The sequence below is a fragment of the Mesotoga sp. HF07.pep.5.2.highcov genome (assembly GCF_003666285.1).
GTDB lineage: Bacteria > Thermotogota > Thermotogae > Petrotogales > Kosmotogaceae > Mesotoga > Mesotoga prima.
Genome location: NZ_JFHJ01000094.1, coordinates 1 through 545, shown reverse-complemented (window position 1 = coordinate 545; position 545 = coordinate 1). Strand labels below are relative to the sequence as shown.

1 protein-coding gene is annotated in these 545 nt (G+C 47.0%); it reads right to left on the bottom strand.

Annotated elements, in window-relative coordinates; translation table 11 throughout:
* Nucleotides 1-503: FGGY-family carbohydrate kinase (locus BG32_RS01645; protein ID WP_259459431.1), on the bottom strand; the 503-nt coding region annotated here is incomplete at its 3' end.
* Between the last annotated feature and the right edge of the window lie 42 nt (nt 504-545).

Genomic DNA, 545 nt, shown 5'->3' with positions numbered 1-545 from the left:
TCTCTTGCCGCTTTCTCGGTGACATGACCTATTATTCTCGCTGATGGAATCACCTCCGGAAGAAGACCTCCATCCAGATCAATTAGTTCGAGAGCCTCTCTGCTCCATTGATTCGTTCTTATGTCGAAGACAGCCGTTCCCGAGGCGTCCGAAGGTTCTGTAACCTTGTTCCCCGTGAGCAGAAATTTTATGTAATCCTTTGCAATCATTATCGACTTCGTACGGGAAAAAACGTCTGGTCTATGCTTTTTCACCCAGCATATCTGTGGTGCGGCGTATGTTGTTGTAGGAAAGATCCAGGTCAGATCGAACAGCTTTGCGGCCCTACCATCTCTTTGCCATTCTTCGATTATTTCGCTGCTTCTCTGGTCGAGCCAGGTGATTGAAGGGCCTATTGGCCTGTCTTCGGAGTCTAGATAGACATGGGTATGCATCTGTCCGCAAATAGAGATCGCTTTGATTAGATGAGGGAAATTGTTGTCACTATCATTCAACTCATTCAAACAATCTATGATCCCCTCCCACCAGAGCGCCGAATCTTGTTC